Origin of the sequence: Streptomyces sp. ADMS (assembly GCF_033441795.1) — a bacterium.
Lineage (GTDB): Bacteria > Actinomycetota > Actinomycetes > Streptomycetales > Streptomycetaceae > Streptomyces.
The window spans coordinates 1-22,530 of record NZ_JAVFVX010000029.1; the positions used below are offsets into that span (position 1 = coordinate 1).

General features: G+C 70.3%; 21 protein-coding genes and 3 pseudogenes. 11 read left to right on the forward strand and 13 right to left on the reverse strand.

Features of this window, described 5'->3' with window-relative positions; translation table 11 throughout:
- Positions 1–401: 401 nt before the first annotated feature.
- Positions 402–533: pseudogene (locus tag RB628_RS15050) on the forward strand (triacylglycerol lipase); the annotation flags it as partial.
- A 139-nt stretch (positions 534–672) separates the two neighbouring features.
- Here RB628_RS15050 and RB628_RS15055 read toward each other — a convergent pair.
- Positions 673–2,103 carry a glycoside hydrolase family 43 protein gene (locus RB628_RS15055; protein ID WP_318320915.1) on the reverse strand — a complete coding sequence of 477 codons (1,431 nt, stop codon included), beginning with the start codon at positions 2,101–2,103 and terminating at the stop codon, positions 673–675.
- 388 nt (positions 2,104–2,491) lie between these two features.
- Positions 2,492–4,762: a family 43 glycosylhydrolase gene (locus tag RB628_RS15060; RefSeq protein WP_318320916.1), complete on the reverse strand. Its 2,271-nt coding sequence runs from the start codon at positions 4,760–4,762 to the stop codon at positions 2,492–2,494.
- Positions 4,763–5,227: 465 nt separating this feature from the next.
- Between RB628_RS15060 and RB628_RS15065 the strand changes: the two genes are divergently transcribed.
- The 3 genes and pseudogenes from RB628_RS15065 to RB628_RS42615 all read left to right on the forward strand — a co-directional run bounded on the left by RB628_RS15065 (position 5,228) and on the right by RB628_RS42615 (position 6,202).
- The gene (locus tag RB628_RS15065) at positions 5,228–5,797 is read left to right on the forward strand and encodes a hypothetical protein (RefSeq protein WP_318320917.1); all 570 of its coding nucleotides are present in this window, start codon (positions 5,228–5,230) and stop codon (positions 5,795–5,797) included.
- 143 nt (positions 5,798–5,940) lie between these two features.
- Positions 5,941–5,997, forward strand: a pseudogene (locus RB628_RS42610) (hypothetical protein); the annotation flags it as partial.
- A 142-nt stretch (positions 5,998–6,139) separates the two neighbouring features.
- The gene (locus RB628_RS42615; RefSeq protein ID WP_412180659.1) at positions 6,140–6,202 is read left to right on the forward strand and encodes a hypothetical protein; all 63 of its coding nucleotides are present in this window, start codon (positions 6,140–6,142) and stop codon (positions 6,200–6,202) included.
- 177 nt (positions 6,203–6,379) lie between these two features.
- On the opposite strand, the gene RB628_RS15075 is transcribed toward RB628_RS42615, so the two are convergent.
- From RB628_RS15075 to RB628_RS15085, 3 genes are all read right to left on the reverse strand, one after another.
- Positions 6,380–7,006, reverse strand: a complete 627-nt coding sequence (locus RB628_RS15075; RefSeq protein WP_318320919.1) for a YigZ family protein — start codon at positions 7,004–7,006, stop codon at positions 6,380–6,382.
- Between the two features lie 123 nt (positions 7,007–7,129).
- The gene (locus RB628_RS15080; protein WP_318320920.1) at positions 7,130–7,675 is read right to left on the reverse strand and encodes a histidine phosphatase family protein; all 546 of its coding nucleotides are present in this window, start codon (positions 7,673–7,675) and stop codon (positions 7,130–7,132) included.
- Positions 7,672–8,400: a hypothetical protein gene (locus RB628_RS15085; protein ID WP_318320921.1), complete on the reverse strand. Its 729-nt coding sequence runs from the start codon at positions 8,398–8,400 to the stop codon at positions 7,672–7,674. The genes RB628_RS15080 and RB628_RS15085 overlap by 4 nt, the downstream gene beginning before the upstream one ends.
- Positions 8,401–8,443: 43 nt before the next feature.
- On the opposite strand from RB628_RS15085, the gene RB628_RS15090 reads away from it, so the two are divergent.
- Positions 8,444–9,097, forward strand: a complete 654-nt coding sequence (locus RB628_RS15090; protein WP_412180656.1) for an MFS transporter — start codon at positions 8,444–8,446, stop codon at positions 9,095–9,097.
- A gap of 658 nt (positions 9,098–9,755) precedes the next feature.
- Positions 9,756–10,463, forward strand: coding sequence for a TetR/AcrR family transcriptional regulator (locus RB628_RS15095; RefSeq protein WP_318320923.1), 708 nt, complete (start codon positions 9,756–9,758; stop codon positions 10,461–10,463).
- Positions 10,464–10,562: 99 nt separating this feature from the next.
- Here the strand turns inward: RB628_RS15095 and RB628_RS15100 are convergent, their stop codons facing one another.
- Positions 10,563–10,973 (reverse strand): acyl-CoA dehydrogenase family protein, encoded by a 411-nt coding sequence (locus RB628_RS15100; RefSeq protein WP_318320924.1) that lies wholly within the window; start codon positions 10,971–10,973, stop codon positions 10,563–10,565.
- A 196-nt stretch (positions 10,974–11,169) separates the two neighbouring features.
- On the opposite strand from RB628_RS15100, the gene RB628_RS15105 reads away from it, so the two are divergent.
- Complete coding sequence (locus RB628_RS15105; protein ID WP_318320925.1) at positions 11,170–11,577, forward strand: CoA-binding protein; 408 nt, start codon at positions 11,170–11,172, stop codon at positions 11,575–11,577.
- Positions 11,578–11,604: 27 nt separating this feature from the next.
- Here RB628_RS15105 and RB628_RS15110 read toward each other — a convergent pair whose 3' ends face one another.
- Positions 11,605–13,044 carry an alginate lyase family protein gene (locus RB628_RS15110; protein ID WP_318320987.1) on the reverse strand — a complete coding sequence of 480 codons (1,440 nt, stop codon included), beginning with the start codon at positions 13,042–13,044 and terminating at the stop codon, positions 11,605–11,607.
- Positions 13,045–13,197: 153 nt separating this feature from the next.
- Here RB628_RS15110 and RB628_RS15115 point away from each other — a divergent pair, with 153 nt between their 5' ends.
- Complete coding sequence (locus tag RB628_RS15115) at positions 13,198–14,433, forward strand: 4-hydroxybenzoate 3-monooxygenase (protein WP_318320926.1); 1,236 nt, start codon at positions 13,198–13,200, stop codon at positions 14,431–14,433.
- A gap of 28 nt (positions 14,434–14,461) precedes the next feature.
- On the opposite strand, the gene RB628_RS15120 is transcribed toward RB628_RS15115, so the two are convergent.
- Both RB628_RS15120 and RB628_RS15125 read right to left on the reverse strand, forming a co-directional pair.
- Complete coding sequence (locus tag RB628_RS15120) at positions 14,462–15,019, reverse strand: YbaK/EbsC family protein (RefSeq protein WP_318320927.1); 558 nt, start codon at positions 15,017–15,019, stop codon at positions 14,462–14,464.
- Positions 15,020–15,061: 42 nt separating this feature from the next.
- Positions 15,062–15,634 (reverse strand): XRE family transcriptional regulator, encoded by a 573-nt coding sequence (locus tag RB628_RS15125; RefSeq protein ID WP_318320988.1) that lies wholly within the window; start codon positions 15,632–15,634, stop codon positions 15,062–15,064.
- A gap of 176 nt (positions 15,635–15,810) precedes the next feature.
- On the opposite strand from RB628_RS15125, the gene RB628_RS15130 reads away from it, so the two are divergent.
- Positions 15,811–16,668 (forward strand): EamA family transporter, encoded by an 858-nt coding sequence (locus tag RB628_RS15130; protein WP_318320928.1) that lies wholly within the window; start codon positions 15,811–15,813, stop codon positions 16,666–16,668.
- 25 nt (positions 16,669–16,693) lie between these two features.
- Here RB628_RS15130 and RB628_RS15135 read toward each other — a convergent pair whose 3' ends face one another.
- Positions 16,694–17,485 carry an acyltransferase gene (locus RB628_RS15135; protein ID WP_318320929.1) on the reverse strand — a complete coding sequence of 264 codons (792 nt, stop codon included), beginning with the start codon at positions 17,483–17,485 and terminating at the stop codon, positions 16,694–16,696.
- Positions 17,486–17,591: 106 nt separating this feature from the next.
- Between RB628_RS15135 and RB628_RS15140 the strand changes: the two genes are divergently transcribed.
- Entirely contained in the window at positions 17,592–18,161 is a 570-nt protein-coding gene (locus RB628_RS15140; RefSeq protein ID WP_318320930.1) for a gamma carbonic anhydrase family protein, read from the forward strand.
- Positions 18,162–18,207: 46 nt separating this feature from the next.
- On the opposite strand, the gene RB628_RS15145 is transcribed toward RB628_RS15140, so the two are convergent.
- From RB628_RS15145 to RB628_RS15155, 3 genes are all read right to left on the reverse strand, one after another.
- Entirely contained in the window at positions 18,208–18,849 is a 642-nt protein-coding gene (locus RB628_RS15145) for a DedA family protein (protein ID WP_318320931.1), read from the reverse strand.
- A gap of 63 nt (positions 18,850–18,912) precedes the next feature.
- A complete protein-coding gene (locus RB628_RS15150) occupies positions 18,913–19,095 on the reverse strand; it encodes a hypothetical protein (protein ID WP_318320932.1) in 183 nt (60 codons plus the stop codon).
- Positions 19,096–19,166: 71 nt separating this feature from the next.
- Positions 19,167–21,074, reverse strand: coding sequence for an RICIN domain-containing protein (locus RB628_RS15155; protein WP_318320933.1), 1,908 nt, complete (start codon positions 21,072–21,074; stop codon positions 19,167–19,169).
- Positions 21,075–21,597: 523 nt separating this feature from the next.
- On the opposite strand from RB628_RS15155, the pseudogene RB628_RS15160 reads away from it, so the two are divergent.
- Positions 21,598–22,482: pseudogene (locus tag RB628_RS15160) on the forward strand (UTP--glucose-1-phosphate uridylyltransferase).
- Positions 22,483–22,530: the final 48 nt, after the last annotated feature.

The following is a 22,530-nucleotide window of genomic DNA, read 5'->3' on the forward strand; positions in this document are numbered from 1 at the left end:
AGATCTGGCGGCTCACCGGCAAGGACTGACCAGCGGCGGATCCCGCTGAGTCTCCAGGCCACGCCGACAAGAACAGGCCCCGCCTCCCCGCAGGGCCCCGAGAGGGGGCCACGACACCTGGTCGTGGCCCCCTCTCCACGCGTGTACCGGCGTCCCCGGCCCCGCCGACCACCGTATGGGGGCCGGGGACGCCGGAACCGCGGACAGCCCGGCAGCCCGCGATCCCCGGCTCAACGAGCGCGCAGTACCAACGCCCCGTCACCGGGCCGAGCACTGTGGGTGATCCGCCACCGGACGGCGCTCGACGAGGCCGACCCCCTGAACCGGCGTACGCGCAACGGACGAGTGCCCGAGGACCGGGCGAAGGCCCGGCCACGTCGCGGGGTCCAGGAGGTGTTTCGGGCAAACCCATCGCCGACGTCATCGCCGCCGAACCCCGCGCCCAGGCCGTCCTCGACGCTCAGCGCATCGGGACGCTCAAGCCGACCGGGCCGGTCCGTGTGGTCACCGGCATCCACGACGACATAGAGCCGTGCAGCGGCCCACCCCCCGGTCTCCGGAAGGGTGGGCCGCTGCACAGGACGGTCGTGGGCGTGGGGTGCCGGTGCCTGCCCCGCTGGTGTGCGGGCGGCGGGTGGGAAGTCGCCTGAGGGCGCCGGCATCCCGGTCAGGTCAGCTCGTCACCTTGAAGGTGGCGTCACTGCGCCCCGTCGTGGTGGTGATCCGGTCGAGCTTCAGTTCGTACGCGTAGTGGCGGATGTACCGGTCGGGGTAGTTGTACGACTGGAACGAGGACCATGTCGAGTCGGCGAGCCCGGCCACCTGACGGAACGTGGCGTCCGCGGCGAACTGGGCGGTGCCGTCGTTGTAGACCAGCTGGAAATCGAATCCGGCGTGCCGCAGGAAGTACCCGGGGTAGTTCACCGACTCGAAGGAGACGGTGCCGGACCCGGCCAGGCCGGGCCGCAGCCGGAACTGGGCGTCCTGGCTGGTGACGTTCTGGTCGATGCGCACGTCGAATCCGGCGTGCCGCACGTACCGGTCCTGGAAGTTGTACGACTGCAGCCGCTGGGCCGTGGTGTTCGCCCAGCGGGCGAGCACGCGGGTCTCCTCGGCGGCCGTCAGGTTCAGGATCGAGCCGTGGCGCTTCTTGGTGCCACCCAGGGAGTAGGTGCCCGAGACCGGGCGCTGGTAGGTGCCGGGGTCGGACGGGTTGGTCGTCGTGACCGGCATGTAGCCGCGGCCCGTGGCGTACTGGTCGAGGTAGAGGGTCCACTCGTTGCGGTCTCTGAACTTCATCCACATCGGACCCTCGACATCGGAACCGGTCAGGCCGATGCCGGAGAGGTTGCCGAGGCTGGTCCAGGTGCCCAGGATCGAGTTGCTGCCCTCGATCGTGATCTGGCCGTCGCCGGAGGCGCGCACGTAGCGGTAGTCGCCCACTCCGGACGGGGCCTCGACGATCTGGGTGTCGATGATGCCCTGCGTGCCGGGGCGGTCGATGTAGAGCTGCGGGGTGGTGGTGGTACGGAAGTCCGTGGTGCGGGCGTAGTAGATACGGTGCTTCAGCACGCCGTCGAGGGTCGCGTTCGTCGCCCAGTACAGGACGTAGTCGTTGGTGTCCGGGTTCCAGATCGCCTCGGGCGCCCAGGCGTTGCGCCCGTCGGGGATCGCGCCGGCGACGTTGAGCAGCCACGGCGCCGACCAGGTGACCAGGTCCGTCGACTCCCAGATCACGAGGTTGCGGCTGCCGTTGCTCTGGGAGCTGGACCACGTCTGACCGCAGTTGATGCACAGGTCGGTCGCGATGATCCAGTACTTGTCACCGCCCGGGGAGCGGACCAGTGCGGGGTCGCGCACCCCGCGCGTACCGACCGTGGAACGCAGGGCCATTCCGCCGCCGTTGAGATCGGTCCAGTTCAGACCGTCCGCACTGTACGAGAAGTACATCTGCTGGTTGGTCGACCCCTCCCCGATGAAGTGCGTCATCAGGTAGCCCGGGTCGGCGGCGGCCGCCCGGTCCGGTGTGGTCAGGGCTTGACCTGTGAAGAGCAGGGCGACGGCGACCAATATCGCCGCCAGCCGGGAGTGAAGCACAGACATATGCGTTTTCTGCCTTTCTGCGGGTGCCACAGTTGGGGTGAGAGTGGGGGAGGTGGGGTCGAGATCGGTCGCCGCTCCGAGGCGGCACCATGTGCCGCGGGACTTCGCGTCCTGCCGGTCAGCGGGCCGGGGAATCGGGTGTCAGGGGGTCGATGCCCACGGGTGGCCACCTACGACGGCGAGCGCCGTCGACGTGGCGCACAGGCGGTGCCCGAAGAAGAGCTACGGCTTGAGATGCCCATGGCGGATGTGGCTCCCTGAGGTGGAGGAGGGCGAGGGGAGAGGGCGGACCACGGACGTCGCGGTGAAGCCTGTCAACGGGTCGTCGGCTCCCTCGGTGACCCGCACGGCAGAGCCGCGCAGGTCACCTGGCGGGCGGGGAATGCGATCAGGCCCAGGGGCTGACCGCCCTGAAGGAACTGTCGGCGCGGAAGGTCGCGTTGTCCTGGAAGGCGTCGACGCGCAGCTCGTAGTTCTGGTGGCGGAGGTAGCGGCCCGGGTAGTTGTACGACTCCAGGCCGACCGAGCCGGTGACCGAACCCGGACGGGCGCAGAAGGTGGCGTCCTTGCTGAAGAGTGTCGTGCCGTTGCTCGCGTCGAAGCGGACCCGGAAGTCGCGGTGGCGCAGGTAGCGGCCGGCGGAGTCCCGGAACGAGTAGCACTTGGAGTCGGCCAGGCCGGGGATGACGGTGAAGGTGGCGCTCTGCTTCAGCGCCGTGGTGCTGGAGGAAGTCACCGGGTCGAGGTAGCCGAGGCCGTCGGAGCGTACGACGGCGTAGCGGCCGGTGAAGTTGACCGACTGGAGCGAACGGGTGGTGTTCGTCGGCAGGGCGGTGCCGCCGGATACCGGGTTGATGCTGCTCAGGGTGGGGACGACCTTCTTGATCAGGCCGTCTGAGTCGAACTCCATCTTGTCGATGGTGGTTTCGCGGTGGGTGCCGTCGCCGCCGGGGATGGCGAAGCGGTGGTAGACGACGTACCAGTCGTCGGTGCCCGGCACCTGCACCACGGAGTGGTGGCCGGGTCCCTTGATGCCCAGGTCGAGGCGCTTCTCCAGGATCACGCCCCGCTTGGTCCAGGGACCGGCGGGCGAGGCGCCGGTGGCGTAGGCGACGCGGTAGTTCTCGTCCCGGGTGTCGTTCTCCGACCAGGTGAAGTAGTAGGTGCCGTTGCGCTTGACGACGAAGGCGCCCTCCCTGTAGCCGCTGGGGGTGATGTCGGTGACCTTGGAGGCGTCGAAGGAGACCATGTCGTCGTTCAGGGGGACCACGTAGGCGCGGCCGTTGCCCCAGTAGAGGTATGACCTACCGTCGTCGTCGGTGAAGACCGCCGGGTCGATCATCTGGCCCGTGTAGTCACCGGACTTCAGCAGCGGCTTGCCCAGGGCGTCCGTGAACGGGCCGGTGGGCGAGTCGGAGACCGCGACACCGATGTTCGCCTCGGCGCAGAAGTAGAAGTAGTACTTGCCGTTCTTCGCCTCGATCGCCGGGGCCCAGGCTCTGCTGTCGGCCCAGCTGATGTCCGGTCCGAGGTCGAGGATGACGCCGTGGTCCTGCCAGTGGACCAGGTCCTTGGAGGAGTACGCCTTGAACTTCGTACCGCTCCAGCCCGCGAAGCCGTCGGTGGTCGGGTAGATGTAGTAGGTGTCGCCGAACCTGATGATGTTCGGGTCGGCGTTGAGCCCCGGCAGGACCGGGCTCCTCATGATGAGCGCCTCGACCGTCCAGGTGCGCTTCTCGCCGCCCGGGCCGGTCACCTCGTACGTCACGGGCGCGGTGAAGTCGCGTGGGGTGGCGGAGGCCGGGCTGATGGACGCGCCGCCGGCGAGGGCGAACTGCGGGGCGAGCGCGGTGACGTCAGTGCCCTCGGTCAGCGGGAGGGTGACCTTGCTGTTGGCGTCGTCGATGATGGCGTCGATCTTCAGCGCGGAGTGGGTGGCCGTGGCGATGCCCGTGGTGTTCCCGCTGAGGTCGAGGACCTCGCTGGGCGCCAGCGCGCGGTTGTAGACCCGGAAGTCGCGGATCTTGCCCTTGAAGAGCTTGTCACTGGTGTAGAGGGACTTGCCGATGTAGTTGGCCGTGGTCGTGCCGGACCCGATGGAACCGGGGGTGGTGGTGACCGACGTGTTGCGGGCCACCTCCACGCCGTCCCGGTAGAGGACGCCCGTGTTGCCGGTCTGGGTGTACGTGACGTGCTTCCAGACCGAGCGCTGCAGCGCGCCGGAGGCCCCGGTGTTCTGCTCTGTGGACGAGCTCCCGGAGGCGATGGCGGTCCGGAACGAGTTGCCGGTGGTGAACAGGTACCCGTTGCCGTTGCCGTTGGAGGTGTTGCCGAAGCCGTAGAGGAAGTACGGCGTGGCCTGGGCGGCGTCGATCTGCACGTCCATCGAGACGGTGATCGAGTTCATGCCGCTCATGATGTTGTCCGGCACCTTGATGGAGGTGCTCGACCCGTCGAACGTGAGCCCTTCCCCGGCACCCGACCAGCTCGCGGTGCCGCTGACGGTGCCGTTTCGGCCATTGCCCGAGGCGTCCGCCGCCACGGTGCCCGAGGTGGCGTCGAGTTTGTACCAGAGGGCCAGGCCGTCGGTGATCTCGGCCGCCTGGGCGGGTGCCGCCGGGCCGACGACGCCCACTAGGAGCGAGACGGCGGCGGCCACGGCGGCCAGAGCGCTCTGCCGGAATCTTCGGCGACCCTGAGGTCTCACGCTGTACATGGGTTCACATCCCCTGAAGAAGACATGCCGGAGGAAGGGTGCGCGAGGCCTCGGCCGAGGTGCTGACGTTCCCGCCCGCAGGACATCGCGTTGGCGAGTGTGAATTGAGACATGATCAACGTCAATAGGTTTCGAACAGCATCCGGCAGGTCGAACAGGTTCCTTCCGGCGCAGCAGCTCGCAGCCGCACACGGACTCCCGACACGTCCGACGGCCCGAACAACACGAGAGATCTTCCCCCTCGCCGACATCCGCGGCCGGAGGGGTTCGCCCGTTCCGGTTTCCTCCCCGCCACCGCCCAGAACTGCGCGGTCTTCCGGCGTTCGCGCGGCCCCCGGCCGTCCGAGTGCCGGAGATGCCCATGGTGCCGACTACGGCTGGAACTGACCGGAGTCAGGGATTTTCACATTGTCCCGTCTCCTGCTCGCACGCACGCCGGCGGCGCGTCTGGTGCCGGTGTTCCTGCTCGCGGCACTCGTGCTGGTCGGCGGCCTCGCGTCGCCGGCCGGCGCCCATCCGATGAGCACTTCCGCCGTCCTCCTCGACGTCCGCGACGACCGGGGCGAGGGGGAGGTGCAGCTGCCCGTCGACCGCCTGGCCGTCGCCGTGGACAGGGACCTCACCCGGGGCGTCCTCGGCGCCGACCGCGCGTTCCTCAAGTGCTACACGGCCGAGCACATCGCGGCCGCCGGCGAGGACGACCGGCCCTGGACCGTCACGCTCGACACCGGGTCGGTCCGCACGACCGACGGAGTGGCGCACCTCGTCTATCCCCTCGGACTCCGCCCGCCCGACGGGCGGGTCACCAACTTCCGTCCGCGCTACGACGTCATCGTCGCGGCACTGCTGACCCACAAGGTCGTCGCCACCGTCCGCTACGACTTCGACCGCGGCATCCGGAAGACCGACGACGCCGAGACCCTCGGGGTCCTCTGCTTCGACACCCAGAGCCTCGAAGTCCCCGCGGGCGAGGGCTGATGGCTACGGGGCTTCGCCACCACCGCCGCCCTGGGCATCGAGCACGTGGGCGAGGGCGCCAACCACCTGCTGTTCCTGCTCATGCTGGCCCCCTGGTGGCCGCGGGTGGTCGATCGCGCGCGGCCCCCTCACCGCGCCGCAGCATGGTCCGCGTCGTCCATGCCGTCACAGCCCTAGCCATCGGCCACTCGCTCACCCTGGCGCCGGCGGCCACCGGGGTGATCAGCCTGCCGACCCGTCCGGTCGAGACCCTGATCGTCTCTCGACCGCGGTGTCCGCGGTCCATGCCCTGCGCCCCAGGTGGCCCGCGGCGAGGTACTCATCGCAGCCGGTTTCGGTCTCGTGCACGGCCTGGCGTTCGCCTCCCTGATCGGCGACCTCGGCTCGGCCTCGGCTCGCTCTTGACCACGTTGCTGGGCTTCAACCTGGGCATCGAGCTGACCCAACTACTCGTCGTCGCCCTGACGATGCCCTCCCTGATCGTCCTGTCCCGCACCCCCCGAAACCAGCAGCCGGGTCCGACAGTACGGGTGGTCACTCCCGTGTCGGCCCGATGTGCGGACCCCGGGGCGATCGTGCCGCTCACGCGTCCCCGTACGCCTCGCCGCCGAGTGCGAACCCGGCCGTTCCCGCCGTCACGTCCGCCAACCACGCCCTGAACGCCTCCACATCGGCGTCCGGCAACCCGATCTCGATCGTGACGGCCTCCCCGTACCGCACGTCACGAACCTCGCGTCCGGTGGACCGCAGGTCGTTCTGAACCTTGCCGGCCCGCCGGTGGTCCACGGTCACCGTAGCCAGCCGGAAGCGGCGGCGGGTGCGGGTGCCGAGCGTGTCGAGGGCTTCGCCGACCGCTCCCCCGTACGCCCTGATCAGGCCGCCCGCGCCCAGTTTCACGCCGCCGTAGTAGCGGGTGACGACGGCGACGACGTACCGCATGTCGCGGCGCAGCAGCATCTGGAGCATGGGGACGCCGGCGGTGCCACCCGGTTCGCCGTCGTCGCTCGCCTTCTGTACGGAGGCATCGGCGCCGATGACGTACGCGTAGCAGTTGTGGGTGGCGTCGGCGTGCTCCTTGCGGACAGCGGCGACGAACTCCTGGGCCTCCTGCTCGGTGGCCGCCGGGGCGAGGGCGCACAGGAAGCGGGAACGGCTGACCTCGGTCTCGTGCACGCCCGCGTGGGCCACTGTGCGGTACTCGTCCGGCATCCGGCCACTTTACGGGCGTCTTCGGCCACGGCGAGGTCGCCCCGGTCACCCGCGAGGTACTCCGCCGCGCGGAACCGGACCCGGACCGCCGCCCACGGATGCACGTGGGCTAGCCAGGTCGGATCAGTTAGTCCTGTTCCCGCGCGCCACGATCATGCCCGTCAGCAGGGCCGTGCCGGGGGTGAGGTCGTGCCAGCTGTCGCCGTGCCAGGCGAGGACGGCGATCGCCGAGGTCGGGAACTTCACTTGTACGTTGTCCAGCGCGTCGTCGAGCGCGTCCCCGGCCAGCTCCAGCACCAGTTCCTCCAGGCCGGGATTGTGCCCGACCACCAGCAACGTGCGCGTCTCGGACGGGACTTCGTGCACGACGGCCAGCAACTCCGGTACGTCGGCGCCGTACAGCCTCGGATCGTGCCGCACCGGCGGCGGGGTATCCCACTCCGCCGCCGCCAACTCCCAGGTACGGCGGGTGCGTTCGGCGGTCGAGCACAGGGCGAGGTCCGGCAGACAGTCGGCGTCCGCGAGCGCGCGTCCGGCGGCGGGAGCGTCGCGCAGGCCACGCGGCCCGAGGGGGCGGTCGTGGTCGTCGACGCCCATCGGCCAGGCCGACTTGGCGTGCCGCAGGACGACCAGACGGCGCGGCGGGGCCATGCCCTGGCGGGCGGTCATGCCAAGGTCCCGATGTCGCGGGTGAGTTCGAGGCCGAGGATCCGGTCGGCGTAGGCGTACGTCTCGAAACGGGCTCCGTCCGGCAGTCCGTCGAGGGTCTCGACGCGGCGCAGGACACCCAGTACGGCGGGCACGTTCAGGTCGTCCTCCCAGGCGCCGCGCAGGTCGTGGCGTACGGAGTCGGGCACCGGTCGGGACGGCTGCCCGGCCCAGAAGGCGACCGACCGGCGCCAGCGCGCGAGCGTGCCGCCCGCGTCGGCCAGGGCGGCCGGGGTCAGGTGGACGGGCTCGGAGCGGGGGTGGGTGAGCAGGGCGAGGCGGAGGGTGGCGGGGTCGATGTCCCCGGGGGCGCCCACGGAGTCGGCGGAGTCGACCGGGGCGACGTCTAGCCGGATACCGCCCGTTGTCCGGTCACCCCGGCTCGCCACCTGGATCAGCCGGGCCCCGGCGAGTTCCGGTCCGACGTCCCGCCGGTCCTCGAAGGGACGGATACCCAGAGTCGCGGCGCAGGCCCGGAGCTCGGCCACCCGTTCCTCGCTGGCCAGCACGGGCCACGCGGGGGTTCCACCGACCTCCAGGGCGCGGACGAGGACATCGGCGACGAGGAGGACGCGCAGGGCGGTGGCGTCGCAGCCCTGAGCATGCGCCTCAACGCGGGTCAGGGCCCGGCGGGCCGGGGCTGCTGCGGCGGACTCGCCGGTTCGGGCGTCGAAGATGCGGAGCACGGTGCCGAGCGTAACGCTCCGCCGGATCGGCGGTTCCATACTGATGCCGAACATTCCCAACGTCTCCGAAGGCCTCGGCTGGTCCGGCACCCACAACGCCATCGTCACCAGCCCCATCAGCGCCATGATCATCGTTGCGGCCGTCGGTACCGGCTTCCTCGCCCGCCGGGTGGACACACGGCTTCTTCCGGGCGCCGGCTCCGCGCTCACCGCCCTCGGCTACGGCATCGGCATCGGCATCGGCATCGGCATCGGCATCGGCATCCAACTGCACCACAGCGCTCCCCAGATCGTGGGGATGGGCCTCATCGCGGGACTCGGCACAGGCATGGTCATGGCCATCGCGCCTACCATGATCATCAAGGTACTCACGCCCGAGGAGCAGTCGCTGGCCAACAGCGCCCAGACCCTCGGCCAGGGCGTCGCGCAGATCAGCGTGTCCCAGCTGGCCTCCGTCGCGATGGCACAGCACGGGGCGATCATGCGCGGCGCGCAGTTCTCCCTCGACACCGGCTTCGCCAACGGGCTCGGGCTCGTCGTCCGCGGCTGCGCCGTGGGCACGCTGCCCGTCTCCCTGATCCCCAGGAGCAAGCGCCTCGACGAGGCCCAGTCGGCGGCCAGGCCGCCGTCCGACCCCACGGCTCGGCACGTCGTGATCGGTGCCCTGCGACTCGTACGGTGGCGACGGGCCCGGTGACGTCCGGGTGTGCCTGCGCCGTCCGGCCCCTCGCGGACGAACTGCCGCGCCCCGCCCGGCGAACCGTACGCCCCGCCCGGCGACCCGGTGCCCATGCGCGCGACAGTGAACTCCGCCCGGTCAGGGCCGGAACCGCGGAAACGCGTGGGGGACGGCGTGCCCCCACCGCCTCGTCCACAGCGCGACCGCACAACACGACGGGGCCCGGTCTCCCGGCGAGTGCGACGAAGCGCGTCGCTCATCGGGAGACCGGGCCCAGCCGGTCCTGCACGGCAGGAGAGTCCGCGCCCTCCCGCCTTCGCCGCCGCGTACGACAGGTTGTTGTCGAGCCCGAACATACCGCTGGAGGTGGTCAGTACGACCCTTCCGTACCCCTGCTCCACGAAGTACGGCCAGGCGGCCCGCAACGTGTTGGCCTGCTGGGGCGCGTCGGTCGTCATGCACGTCCTCGCAATGCTCGCGCGGGCAGTACAAGGCCGCGCCGCCGGAGTCCATCTTTTAATGTACCGCCTGGTCTAGTAAACTGGTCAAGCACAATAGAACAAGGCCCCGGACCCACTTTCCCCCGGATGTGCCACAGGCCGTCCGGACGCGGGCCCGAGGGTCATGTCTCATCGGCACGTCGAAATGTCGACACAGCAGGCGGGGAGAGAACCACATGCCACGACCACCGGGCCACGGGCCGGACTACGAGGTCAGGCGTCAGAAGATCATCGACACCGCGGCCACGCTGTTCGCCCGTCACGGCTACGAGGCGACCTCGATCAACGAACTGGGCCGTGCGGTCGGCCTCGCCAAGGGCGCCCTGTACTACTACATCGGGTCCAAGGAGAACCTGCTGATCGAGATCCAGTCGCGGGTGATGGAACCGCTGCTCTCCCGCGCCCGGCAGATCGCGGGCCTCGACGCGGACCCACTGGTGCGGCTGCGCCTGTTGTCGGAGTCGCTGCTGACGATCATCTTCCGCAGACTCGACCACATCTGGGTCTACGAGCACGACTACCGCAGCCTCACCGGCGACTATCTCGACACGCTCCTCGGCCAGCGCGCGGAGTTCGAGCAACTGGTCCGGGGACTGCTCACGGAGGCCGTGGAGCAGGGCACCTTCCGTGCGGTCGAACCGCACCTGGCCACCCTGCAGTTCCTGAATCTGCACAACCACACCTACCAGTGGGTGAAGCCGGACGGCCGCTGGGACGCCTCGTACCTGTCCAGCGAGTACTGCGACACCCTGTTGCGGGGGTTCGGCGCACCCGGCGCCGCCCTCCCGGACGTGGAGGAGGAGGCCGCGGCGTTCAAGCGCGACCGGCCCGACCTGCCGCTCGACCCCGAGGCCGTATGGCAGCCCGCCGCCCTGGCGAGCTGAACCGGCCGGCACAGGGGCCCGCGGCACCCGCCGCGGGCCCCTTCGCGTCTCACGCCGGCTGCAGCAACGCCCGCGCGACGACGTCACATTGGATCTCGTTCATGCCCTCGCCGATCTCCAGGAGCCGCAGCTGTGACCGCGGTCCCGGTCGGGACGTAGAAGATGACGAACCGTTTCCGCCCGTCCTCGTTCGTGCCGGTCTGTCAGCAGGGTGACGCCCTGACTGATGCCGGTGCCCGCTCTGGTGATGAACATCTTGGTGCCGTTGATCAGCCAGCCGCCGTCCGCCCGGCGGGCCGTGGTGCTGATGCCGGCCGCGTCGGAACCGGCGCCGGGCTCGGTCGGGCCGAAGGCCCCGAAGGCCTCACCCCTGGCCAGCGGGGCCGGCCAGCGCTGCTTCTGCGTCTCGGCCCCGGACCACTCCGCGGCGTTCGGGGCGATCTTCTTCGCCCCGAACTCACAGACCATGTCCTGGAGATCGCGGGTCTCCTCCGGCAGGTCGAAATACATGTCACAGTTTCTTCGGAGTGAGGAGCACCTTGAGGTGTTCGGCCCGATCGGCGGCCAGGTCCGCGAAGACGTCGGCCATCCGTGAGCGGGAAACCACCCCGGCGGCAACAACGGGGAATCAGCGCAGGCCGGCCGCTGTTGTCGCACACGACAGCGGCTGTACGAATCCTCAGGACACATCCCAAGGAGGCCGGGCGTGCACGGCGACCCAGCGACGATCCGCAAGATCCTCACCGAGCTCGGCGACACCTGGGCGATCGTGGGCCTGTCGGGGAACGACCAGCGAGCCGCGCACCGCGTGGCCGAGGTCCTCCAGCGCCACGGCAAGCGGATCGTCCCCGTCCACCCGAAGGCCGAGACGGTCCACGGCGAGCAGGGCTACGCCTCGCTGGCCGACATCCCCTTCGACGTCGATGTGGTCGACGTGTTCGTGAACAGCGCCCTCGCCGGTCCGGTCGCCGACGAGGCAGCCGCCGTCGGCGCGAAGGCCGTCTGGTTCCAGCTCGGCGTCATCGACGAAGCCGCGTACGACCGCACCCGCGCCGCCGGGCTCGACATGGTCATGGACCGCTGCCCGGCCATCGAACTGCCCCGCCTCGGCTGACCCACCGGAGTGCGGCCTGCGGCGCCCTCACCGAGTGGACCCACCGGACCGCCCCCGGCGCCGCAGCAGCAGAAGTCCGCCCGCGAGAGCGGTGATCCCGGTCGCGGCGGTCCAGGCGACGACGTCCGTCGTACCGGTCGCGGCGAGATCGTCGCCCTTGCCACCCTGGGGAGTCGCGCCGGCCGGAGGCGACGCACTCGCCCCGCTGAAGCTCGCGCTCCCACTCGGACTCGCGCTCGGACCGGGGCTCGGAGTCGCACTCACGCTCTCCCTGTCTCGGGTGAACGCCAGTGTCCCGAAGCCCAGTTGGTCGTATCCACCGCTGTTGGGGCCGTAGTCGCCGCCGCCGCCCTCGGGGGACGCCTGGGCGGCGATACGGGTCAGGTAGGTCGCGGACAGGCCACGGCGTCCGGTGTAGTGGTTGGCGATCATGGCCCAGATCGGGCGGGTCATCGCCGGGTCCACGCCGGCCGCGGCGGTCGCGCTCTCGCTGCCCGACCACCCGTTGACGGCGCCCTTCCTGCGGGTGTTCGCCGTGTAGGGAACCTCGCCGCCCATGCTCCACTTGGCGACGTACTGGGCGCCCTTGAGGAAGCGGCTGTCGTCGTAGCCGTACAGGTCGATGCCCTGGTTCCAGGCCATCTCGCAGACCGTTCCCATCAGGCCGACGCCGAGCAGCGCGTGGCCCTGGTCGCGGCCCGCCTCGACCCATTCGCCGAGCCCCTGGTCGTCGTACACGACCGGGATGGCGTTCTTGACCGATCCCATACCGGCGCCGTGCTTGAAGTACTCGACGGCACGGTCGATCCTGGCGCGGTCGTCGCAGAGGATGCCGATGGCCAGGACGCAGGCGATGGCCGTGAGGTCCCAGTTGGCCCAGTAGTTGGTGATGACGGCGCCGTTGTGGTTCGCCAGGAAGTCCTCGCTGAGCGGATGAAAGACGTCCAGCATCATCCTCTGGAAGCGGGCGAGGTCGAAGTCCGCGTGGTCGCGGACGAGTTCGGCCGCGTTGGCGAACTGGTAGCCGTACAGGCCCGCGGCGAGGAACCGGTCGGCCGAGCCCGCCAGCTCGGTCAGCTTCGCCGACCAGGCGTTCAGGATCGTGACGGCGGTGTCTCCGTACACGCTCTCACCGGTGACATGCCACCGCAGGGCGTTCTGGTAGGCCGCGTGGATGTCGTTGTAGAGGATCGCGTAGTTCTGCGGCGAGCCGGAGCCACGGTAGACCGTGGCCTGCGGGTTGGCCGTCCAGCCGCTCTGCGCATGCCGGTTGGCGGTCAGCCGCGCGAAGCCCGCGGTGTAGGGCGCGGCCCCGGCCTTCACCTTCTTCGCCATCCGGTCCAGATCCGTCCGGGTGTGCAGCATGCCCGGGTGTACGAGACTCGCGCCGGCCGCCGTGGCCTGCGGGGCGGTGAGAGTCGTCCCGATGGCGACGGCGCCCGCTGTCGCACCGGTGTACTTCAGCATGCCGCGACGGCTGATCCGTGTGTTCAAAGCAACGGTCCTTGGCTCTGGGGGGTGAGGTGCTCTCGGAGATACGGAGAGGAGACGCGCCCCAGGGACGCCGATAACGAAAAAGCGGGTTACCCAACCGCGGCAGGCGGTCGACATAATGCTGGAGTGACCTTCGCCTCACCTCACTCCGGCTCGACCCCCAACTCTCCGTCCGCGCAACGCTTTCCGGTCGTGATCGTGGGTGCCGGGCCCGCCGGACTCACCGCCGGGAACATCCTGCGGGCCGCCGGCATCGACTGCGTCGTGCTGGAGACGGAGAGCCGCGAGTTCATCGAGCAGCATCCCCGGGCCGGGTTCATCGAGGAGTGGGCGGTCCGTGCGCTCCGACAGCGGGGCCTGGCCGACACGTTGCTGGAGCGGGCCGGTACGCACACGAGGTGCGAGTTCCGGTTCGGCGGCCGCCGCCATCGCTTCGAGTACGCCGAGTTGTCGGGCCACCGCCACTTCGCCTATCCCCAGCCGCTGCTGGTGACGGACCTGGTGCGCGAGTACGCGGACGTACGCGGCGGCGACATCCGGTTCGGTGTCCGGGACGTACTCGTGCACGACCTGGACACCGACCGGCCCGCGGTGTCCTACGTCTCAGCAGAGACGGGTCAACGGGAGTATGTGCAGGGCGAGTTCATTGCCGGGTGCGACGGCGCCCGTGGTGTGACCCGTACGGCGATTCCGGCGACGCACACCCGCGTCGCGCGACACGACTACGGCATCGGCTGGCTGGCCCTGCTCGCCGAGGCGCCGCCGTCCAACGACTGTGTGATGTTCGGTATCCATCCGCGCGGCTTCGCCGGGCACATGGCCCGTGGCCCCGAGGTCACCCGCTACTACCTCGAGTGCCCGCCCGGAGACGTCCCGGAGAACTGGCCGGACGACCGCGTCTGGGCCGAACTGCGCGAACGGCTCGGCGCGTTGGGAGCGCCGCCGCTCAACGAGGGCCGTCTGATCGAGAAGCGCGTCCTCGACATGCACAACTACGTGGTGGAACCCATGCAGTTCGGGAGGCTGTTCCTGGCCGGCGACGCGGCCCATCTCACCGCCCCCATCGCCGCCAAGGGAATGAACCTGGCCCTGCACGACGCCTTCCTGCTCGGCGACGCACTCGTCGACTACCTCACGAAGGGCGACCCCGACGGCCTGAACGGCTACTCGCAGGCGTGTCTGCGGCGCGTCTGGCAGTACCAGGAGTTCTCCCTGTGGCTGTCCGACATCTACCACGGTGCGTCGTCGGGCGACCCGTTCCGCTCCGGCACGTCCCTCGCCCGCCTCCGTCGCATCCTCAACTCCCCCGCAGCCGCAGCCGCGTTCGCCGACGTGTACATAGGCAAGGACGCCGACCACTGAGGCCGTCGCAGGTTACCGCCGCCTGACGTCAGTTGACGCCCAGCCCCGCCACCACCACCGCGCCCGGAAGCCCGGCGAACGCCTTTCCGGGCACCAGCAGTTTGCCCCGTCGCCGCCCGCTGCCGACCAGCACCCAGGGAAGGTCGGCGACGGCCGAGTCGACCAACAGGGGCCAGGAGTCCGGGAGCCCGATCGGCGTGATCCCTCCGTACTCCATGCCGCTCTCCCCGACGGCCGTGTCCATCGGCGCGAACGAGGCCTTGCGGGCACCGAGTTGGCGACGTACCACGCCGTTCACATCGACCCGGGTGGTGGAGAGGACGAGACACGCGGCAAGGGTGGTCTCGCCGCCGCGTTTGCCGGCCACGACCACACAGTTCGCCGACTGATCGAGCAGCTCCCGTCCGTAGTGCTCCACGAAGACGGCGGTGTCCGCCCATGCCGGGTCGGTGTCCACGTACAGGATCTGGTCGGCGGGCAGACTGGCGGACCAGTGGCGTACGGCGTCGGCGACCGGGCGGACGAGTTCACCGAGGCAGTCGGGTGCGGGGGTGGCGGTGTCGAAGTCTCCGATGGGGGCGCGCATGACGGCACGCTAACAGCCGTGGGCAGGCCCCTGCCGGGCGTCTCAGCTCACCGGCGGGACCGACACCGACATCATCATCTCCAGCGGTACGGCGCCGTCGTTGCCGTACGTATGAGGGACGTTGGCCTCGAAGGTGGCGCTCGCGCCCTCCGGGACACGATGTTCGACTCCGTCGACCGTGAGCGTCAGTTCGCCCGCCGTGACGTGGAGGATCTCGAACGTGCCCGCCGGATGCGGGTCGGACGGGCTGCTGTCGCCGGGCATGAGACGCCAGTCCCACAGTTCCAGCGGGCCCGGCGCCTCGGTGCCCGCGAGGAGCCGGTTGTAGCTGCCGGCGTCGGTGTGCCACAGCCGTACGGCCTGGTCGGCGGAGACGACCCGGACCTTCGTGCCCTGTTCGTGGTCGAGCAGGGTGGTGATGCTGACGCCGAGCGCGTCGCCGATCTTCACGACCGTGCCGAGGCTGGGGTTGGTTCGGGCCTGCTCGATCTGGATGAGCATGCCGCGGCTGACCCCGGCACGGGCGGCGAGCGCCTCCAGGGTGAAGCCGCGTTCGGCGCGCCAGCGCTTCACGCTGCGCGCCAGGGACTGGGTCAGCAGGTCGAGGTCCGACAACGTTCCGTCCAAGTTCTCGTCCGACACTCTCGTTCGGCCTTGTTTTCGGCCCTGTCTTCAGCACCTCATCCTGCCGCACTCGCCAGAGTGCAAGATTATGGATGACATAGTTCAGTTCACTGCACTACCGTGTGGTGCACCGAATTGTTCACTCCACTGTACTGCGAGGCGCCCTCATGACCGCACTCTTCGCCCTGGTCACCAGCCTGCTCTGGGGCCTGGCCGACTTCGGCGGCGGGCTGCTGACCAGGCGAATGTCCGCGCTGACGGTGGTCGTCGTCTCGCAGTCGATCGCGGCGGCCGTACTCGGCACGGTCGTGATCGCGACCGGCGGCTGGAGCGAGGCCGGCCCGCGGCTGTGGTTCGCGGTCGCCGCGGGCCTGGCCGGACCGGTGGCGCTGCTCTCCTTCTACAAGGCGCTCGCCCTGGGCCCGATGGGGGTCGTCTCCCCGCTCGGCTCTCTCGGCGTCGCCGTCCCCATCAGTGTCGGGCTCTTCCTCGGCGAGCGCCCCGGGCTGATCCAGTTCGCGGGAATCGCGGTCGCCGTCGTCGGGGTCGTGCTCGCGGGCGGGCCGCAGCTCAGGGGTGCGCCCGTGCAACGGCAGGCGATCCTGCTCACCCTGCTCGCGGCATTCGGCTTCGGCACGGTCTTCGCCCTGATCGCGGAGGCATCGACCACACTCACCGGCCTGTTCCTAGCACTCTTCGTGCAGCGCGTGACGAACGTGGCAGTCGGCGGCGCCGCGCTGCTCGTCGCGGTCCGGCGGGGCGGCGCCGCGCTCCCGGCGGGCGGCTTCCCCTGGCAGACCCTCCCGGCGCTCGCCTTCGTCGGCCTCGCCGATGTCGCCGCCAACGGCACCTACTCGATCGCGGCCCAGCACGGCCCGGTCACCGTGGCCGCCGTACTCGCCTCGCTCTACCCGGTGGTCACCGCCCTCGCGGCACGCGGATTCCTCAGCGAACGCCTGCGCACGGTCCAGGCGGCGGGCGCGGGCCTCGCCCTGGTGGGCACTCTTCTGCTGGCGACGGGCTGAGCCCCGGTCACCGCAGCGGCCCTGATCAGGACTCGGCGCGTACGTCCCCGGCGTGCTCCTCGGCGGCCGGCTCCGCAAGCCGTGCCACCGCCCCCGCGTCCAGCGCCGCCAGCGCCCGCAACTGCTCCGGGGTGATCCCCTCGGGGATCGGTGTCGGAGCCGGGGTCCGCAGCGGCGGCAGCCAGCCCTCGGCGGGCGTCCAGCGGCGTACGACCCTGGCCGGAGCCCCCGCCACCACCGCGTGGTCGGGCACCGTGCCGCGTACCACCGCGCCGGCCGCCACCACCACGTTCCGCCCGATCCGCGCCCCCGGCAGGATCACCGCACCGGTTCCGATCCAGCAGCCCGGGCCGATCTCCACCGGCTCCATACGAGGCCACTGCTTCCCGATGGGCTCGTGCGGATCGTCGTACGAATGGTTGGTGGACGTCACATACACATACGGCCCGAAGTAGCAGTCACTGCCGATGGTCACCGTCGTGTCGGCGATGACATGGCTGCCGCGACCGAGGACAACACCGTCGCCGATGCGCAGTATGGGATCGGGACCGAGTTCGAGGTCCGGCATCAGACCTGCCGTCAGGGTCACCTGCTCACCGACGATGCAGTGGGAGCCCAGCTCGATCCAGGGCTCGCCGAAGACCGTGCCCAGCGGGAAGGCGAGCCTGGTACCTGTTCCCAGTGCCCGGAAGCGCAGCCGCCCAGGATGCTCGGCGGTCACCGAACCCGTGCGCTGCACCCAGGCCCAGCCCGCGTGCACCGCGCGCTGCGCCAGCCGACGCCGCCATGACGAGAACGTGTTCTTGGGCTTGGGCACCCGCACACCGTACTCACGGCGGGGCGGGCCCCGTGTGCCGCACACCTGTGATCTTCGCCCTACGGAGGTGGCGTACGGTCTGGGGTATCGAGGACCAGGAGGCGAGATGGCGCACAGGGCGTTGATCACCGGCATCGGCGGCAGGGAACCGAAGGTGGACGTGGAGGCGTTCGTGGCGCCCACGTCCTCGGTGATCGGGGAGGTGACCCTGGCGGCGGGCGCGAGCGTCTGGTACGGCGCGGTGCTGCGCGGCGACGTCGAGGGGATCTCCGTCGGCGCCCGGAGCAACATCCAGGACAACTGCACGCTGCACGCCGACCCGGGCTTCCCCGTGACCATCGGCGAACGCGTCTCCGTCGGCCACAACGCGGTGGTGCACGGGGCGACGGTCGGGGACGACTGTCTGATCGGCATGGGCGCGACGGTGCTCAACGGCGCGGTGATCGGCGCGGGGTCACTGGTGGCGGCACAGGCCCTGGTACCGCAGGGTATGGAGGTCCCGCCGGGGGTGCTGGTGGCGGGGGTGCCTGCCAGGGTTCGGCGTGAGCTGACCGTGGAGGAGCGGGAGGGGATTTCGCTGAACGGCACGATGTACGCGGAACTGGCGAAGGCCCACCGGGAAGTGCACGGGGACTGGAGCGCCCCGGCGGGGGCGCGGGGCTGCGTCGATGTGTGAGCCCGCCGCGTGCGCGAGACAGGCCCCGGTCAGCCCGTGCGCAACGTCACGTCGCAGCCCCCACGGTCTCCACTTCGGCCGCCCGCGAAGCTGACTTCGCCCTGCGCCTGAGCACAAGCATCGACGCGACGCCGATCAGCACCGCCAGCACCAGCCCCACCCACGAGAACCGCTTCAGCCAGGACTCCGCGACAACACCCACGTAGTAGATGACGGCCGTCGTACCGCCCGCCCAGAGAATCCCGCCGAACACGTTGGCGATGAAAAACTTCCAGTACGGCATCCGAAGCACACCCGCCAGCGGCCCCGCGAAGATCCGCAGCAGGGCGACGAAGCGGCCGAAGAAGACGGCCCACATGCCCCACTTCTCGAAGGACCGCTCGGCGGTGGCGATGTGCCCCTCACCGAAGTGCTTCGGGAACCTGCCCCCGAGCCAGGCCAGCAACGGCCTGCCGCCCTTGCGGCCGATGGCGTAGCCGATGGAGTCGCCGATGACCGCGCCGGCACTCGCGCAGGCCCCGAGGACGAACGGGTCGATCTCGCCGTGCTGGGAGGCGAGCAGCGCGGCCGAGACCAGAATGATCTCGCCCGGCAGTGGAATACCCAGGCTCTCCAGCCCGATGACCACTCCCACCAGCGCGTAGATACTGACCGCCGGGATCGTCTCCAGCCACTCCTGCACGTGCAACGCCGGTTTCCTTCCGATCTCGCCGACGCCCGGTATGTCTGCGTCGCCGGGAAGCCTACCGGGTCACGGTGACACCGAGGACGCCACCGAGTCCCAAAGCTCGTACTGGCGTTCCCATCCAGTGGTCGCGCTCAGGGCGTTCCCGCCCGCGGACCGGTCCGCAGCGAGAGGACCAGGCCGGGGCGGTCGGGCATCGCGGGCCAGGTCGGCGATGCCGGCTGCGCCCCGGGGATCCGCGTCGGTCATGGGCCGTCACTCCTTCTGTGGGGGAAGGTGACCGCGCCGGGGAAACCAGGACCCGCAGTGACTCGTGCCAGTCAACTGGGCGTGAGCGAACCGACAGCCGTCGTGATCGAGCCGAGCGTCTGCACCACCGGGACGACGACCGGCTGCGCCGCTTCCAGCGGCTGCGGCGGCAGCGCAGCCGGAACGGGTTCGGGCTCCTCGCAGCAGTCGTCCGCGACGTACCGTGTCTCGAACTCCCCCTCCGGAGTGGTCGTGGACGAGGGCGTGGGTGCCGGCGACCCGGGGCTCCCCGAAGTCCCCTCATCGGCACCGGGCTTCGGCTCCTGTCCCGCTTTCTGCTGCGGGCCGGATGTGCCGTCCTCGGTGTCCCTGCCGTTCTCTGCCCCGCCGCTCTCCGGCCGGTCGCTCTCCGGCCGGTCGCTCTTCTCGGCGGAGCTGTCGGACTCGGACGTCGCGGAGGCGAGCGTCCAGGTCTCGTCCGCCGACCCGGCCCTCGTCCTGACGACGACGTTCGCGCCGGCGCGGAGCGAGACGGGCGCGACAACCAGTTCCTCGCGCCAGCGCGGCAGCAGTTCGCCCTGGACGGTCAGGTCGTAGCGCACCTCGTCGGCGTCCGCCGCGGCCGACCCGACGCAACCGGAGAGGACGACTTCTCCATCGGCGGCGTGGGAGTCGAGGCACAGGCTGGGATCGGCGAGGCTGCGCAGGAGGCCGTCGTACTCGTACGACCACTGCTGGGTCGCGGCGGCCGAGCACACGGCCAGCCGGGTCCCGGCGCCGGCCTCGACCCGGCCACCCCTGATGTCCAGACACAGGCCCGTTGCGAGGTGGCGCAGCCTGCCGCGTTCCGCCATCCCGGGATACCCGGCAGGGTCGGCCGACGGAGAGTCGGCGGCCTGCGGCGGGGCGACCGCCCCGGGGTCGGCGGTGCCCGGGGAGGCGGTATCCGGACCGGCCGAGTAACCGCTCGCCGCGCCCCAGGTGGCTGTCGGCACGGTGCTCCCGTCCGACCAGCCGCGGGCGGCGAGCACGCTCGCGAGCAGCGCGAAGGACATCACACCCACCCCGACGGCCACGGCCCGCGTCCGCCTTCCCGGGAGGGCGAACCGCTCGTCGGACAGCGGGATGTGGGCCATGAGGCGATGACGGCCACCACCTCCGGGACGCCCACCGCCCCGGCCGGTCTGTCTGGGGGGAAAGGCACCCGGGCCGCCGCGCCCCGGCCGGGATTCGAGATAGCGGCGGGCTCCCCAGCCGAGCATCGCCTCGGCGAGCAGCGTGCCGAGCTCGCCTTCGAAATGGCTGAGTTGCTCGGCGGCATGCCGGCAGTGACGGCAGACCAGCAGATGCTGCTCGACATCGGGCAGGAGGGCTCCGCCGCGCCGGATCGGGACGTCGAGGAGACGGTTGTAGAAGCGGCATTCCTTGGTGGGGGCGAGTTCGCGATGGGCGTGTACACAGGTGGTCCGGAATTGTTCGCGCGCCTGCTCCAGCGCTGCCGAAGCGCTTGCGGAGTCCACCCCCAGCAGACCGGCCGGTACGGATATGGGCTCGGCCTCGACCTCGGTGTGCCACAGGAGGCACTGGGCCGCTCTCGGCAGGGCACCGAATGACCGCTCGGCCAGTTGCCGCTTTTCGGATGTCCGGGCCCTTGCCGCGCGTAGACCACGCGCACCGGTGGGTTTGCGGAGTTCCGGGAGCAGCACCGAAATACCGTCCTCGGCGGACCACTCCCGGACCGTTTCCCGTACTGCCACGAGGAGTTGGGGCCGCAGCGCCTGATTCGACTCACTGCGCTCCAGCCGGCCGAACACCCGGTGGAAGGCCGACGTGGCCGCCATGGCGGCGAGATCACCCTCGACCGCGAGACAGATGGCGGCGTAGTCGTACGTCGCCTGCCAGTGCCGTGCCAGCAGCAGAGCCACGGCGTACGCGCTCTCGCCCTCCACCCGCCCGCGCAGTTGCGCGGCCAGGTTCATGTCGGATTCCCCCGGACTCACACCAGGACGGGGAGGGTAGGGCGGGCGCGGCGGGTGAGGGGATTGCACAGAACAAATTCCTTCCAAGCCGCAGGACGGCACGACCGAATTGCACATCCACCGGAAAGCAGTGCTTGATTGGTGTGTACCTACGACTCGTCACCTATGGACTTCGGGTCGACCGGCACGGAATCCCGAGCGGGAAAAGGGGGTCTGACCTCCGCCCCCGCACGAGTTGGCCCACACTCGCACACAGGTCTCACGGGAAACAAGCAGTTCGAGTGACCGAAGTTCAAAACGAAGAGAATTCAGATGTGTTACCGGCGGTATCCGTACCGGCTTTCGAAATCACACCCCATCCGGGTGCCAAGTTGTGTGCACGAGCACCCGGATGGCACACACAATCTTCAACTTGCGGCTTCACAAGAGGCGCAGGCCGCGAAGCCCGCCCGTGACCACTCCCGGCCCACGCACAGGGTGCTCCCACCTTTCTGTCGGGGGTTTCTCATGCCCGCGCGTCAGCATGAGCCGCATGATCGAACCCCCCACCGCACCCAGGACCGTACGCAAGGCGGACGTCCCGGCGGCCGGCGGCCGGCCTCGGCACCCGCTTCCCGCCCGCGACAAAGGCGCCGCCGAAGGAGATGCTCCCGGTCGTCGACAAGCCCGCCATCCAGTACGTCGCCGAGGAGGCCACCGCGGCCGGACCGGACGACATCCTGATGGTCACCGGACGCCGCAAGCGGGCCATCGAGAACCACTTCGACAACGCGGCCGAACTGGAACAGGCATTCGCCGCGAAGGGCGACACCGCACGGCTGGACGCCGTACGTGATCCCGCGCGCCTGGCACACATCCACCACATCCGGCAGGGCGACCCGCTGGGCCTCGGACACGCGGTGCTCCGCGCCCGCAGCCACGTGGGCGACCAGCCCTTCGCGGTCCTGCTCGGCGACGACCTGACCGACCCGCGCGAGGCCCTGCTCACCTCGATGCTGGACGTGCGGTCCCGGTACGGCGGCAGCGTGTCGCGTTGCTGGAGGTCGACCCGGCGCAGATCCACCTCTACGGCCGCCCTGCCGTGGAGCCGGCCGGCGCGGACGACCTCGTGCGCGTCACGGGCCTGGTGGAGAAGCCGTCGCGCGAGAAAGCGCCGAGCCGGTACGCCGTCATCGGCCGCCATGTCCTCGACCCGGCTGTCTTCGGAATTCTGGGGCACACACCCCCGGGCCGGGGCGGCGAGACACAACGGACCGACGTCCTCCAGGAGTTGGCCACTGACGGAGCGGTCCACGGGGTCGTCTTCGACGGGCTGCGATACGACGCCGGCGACAAGGCGGACTACCTGCGCACCGTCGTCCGTCCGGCCTGCGACCGGCCGGACCCGGGGCCCGAATTCGTCTCCTGACCCAGGGGGTTCGCCGCGGGGTTCGACAGCGGAAACAGGCCGTCCATC

Excerpts from the sequence above, each read along its gene's own strand:
- RB628_RS15055 (WP_318320915.1), bottom strand. The coding sequence starts at position 2,103 with ATGTCTGTGCTTCACTCCCGGCTGGCGGCGATATTGGTCGCCGTCGCC.
- RB628_RS15075 (WP_318320919.1), bottom strand. The coding sequence starts at position 7,006 with ATGCCGGACGAGTACCGCACAGTGGCCCACGCGGGCGTGCACGAGACC.
- RB628_RS15080 (WP_318320920.1), bottom strand. The coding sequence starts at position 7,675 with ATGACCGCCCGCCAGGGCATGGCCCCGCCGCGCCGTCTGGTCGTCCTG.
- RB628_RS15090 (WP_412180656.1), top strand. The coding sequence starts at position 8,444 with ATGCCGAACATTCCCAACGTCTCCGAAGGCCTCGGCTGGTCCGGCACC.
- RB628_RS15095 (WP_318320923.1), top strand. The coding sequence starts at position 9,756 with ATGCCACGACCACCGGGCCACGGGCCGGACTACGAGGTCAGGCGTCAG.
- RB628_RS15100 (WP_318320924.1), bottom strand. The coding sequence starts at position 10,973 with ATGTATTTCGACCTGCCGGAGGAGACCCGCGATCTCCAGGACATGGTC.
- RB628_RS15110 (WP_318320987.1), bottom strand. The coding sequence starts at position 13,044 with ATGCTGAAGTACACCGGTGCGACAGCGGGCGCCGTCGCCATCGGGACG.
- RB628_RS15120 (WP_318320927.1), bottom strand. The coding sequence starts at position 15,019 with ATGCGCGCCCCCATCGGAGACTTCGACACCGCCACCCCCGCACCCGAC.
- RB628_RS15130 (WP_318320928.1), top strand. The coding sequence starts at position 15,811 with ATGACCGCACTCTTCGCCCTGGTCACCAGCCTGCTCTGGGGCCTGGCC.
- RB628_RS15140 (WP_318320930.1), top strand. The coding sequence starts at position 17,592 with ATGGCGCACAGGGCGTTGATCACCGGCATCGGCGGCAGGGAACCGAAG.
- RB628_RS15150 (WP_318320932.1), bottom strand. The coding sequence starts at position 19,095 with ATGACCGACGCGGATCCCCGGGGCGCAGCCGGCATCGCCGACCTGGCC.
- RB628_RS15155 (WP_318320933.1), bottom strand. The coding sequence starts at position 21,074 with ATGAACCTGGCCGCGCAACTGCGCGGGCGGGTGGAGGGCGAGAGCGCG.